The sequence below is a fragment of the Pseudomonas sp. 43(2021) genome, from assembly GCF_017490805.1.
In the GTDB taxonomy this organism is placed as follows: Bacteria; Pseudomonadota; Gammaproteobacteria; order Pseudomonadales; family Pseudomonadaceae; genus Aquipseudomonas.
The window spans coordinates 1-456 of the sequence record NZ_JAFGYJ010000486.1 but is presented as its reverse complement, the minus strand read 5'-3'; the positions used below and the strand labels follow the sequence as shown (position 1 = coordinate 456).

At 59.9% G+C, this 456-nt stretch carries 1 pseudogene; it reads left to right on the top strand.

The window, feature by feature from the left end:
- Window positions 1-456 (top strand): annotated as a pseudogene (locus tag J5M71_RS28300) (tRNA 2-selenouridine(34) synthase MnmH); the annotation flags it as partial.

The following is a 456-nucleotide window of genomic DNA, read 5'->3' as shown; positions in this document are numbered from 1 at the left end:
CCCTTGAGCAGGCCATCGCGCAGTGTGATTTCGTTTTGCTCGGCGGCATGACCGGCACCGGCAAGACCGAAGTGCTGGTGCAGTTGCGCAACGGTGTGGATCTGGAAGGCCACGCCAACCATCGCGGCTCCAGTTTCGGCAAACGCGCGACCGGGCAGCCGTCGAACATCGATTTCGAGAATCGCCTGGCCATCGACTTTCTGAAGAAACGCGATGCCGGGATCGAGCAGTTTGTGCTCGAAGACGAGAGCCGTGTGGTCGGCAGTTGCGCCTTGCCGCTGCCGCTGTATCAGGGCATGCAGCAGCACCCGATGGTCTGGCTGGAAGATCGCTTCGAGGATCGCGTCGAACGGATCCTGCGTGATTACGTCATCGATCTGTCGGCGGAGTTTGCTTCGCTGCACGGCGAAAACGGTTTTGCCTTGTTCTCCGAACGTCTGCTGGAAAGCCTCAACA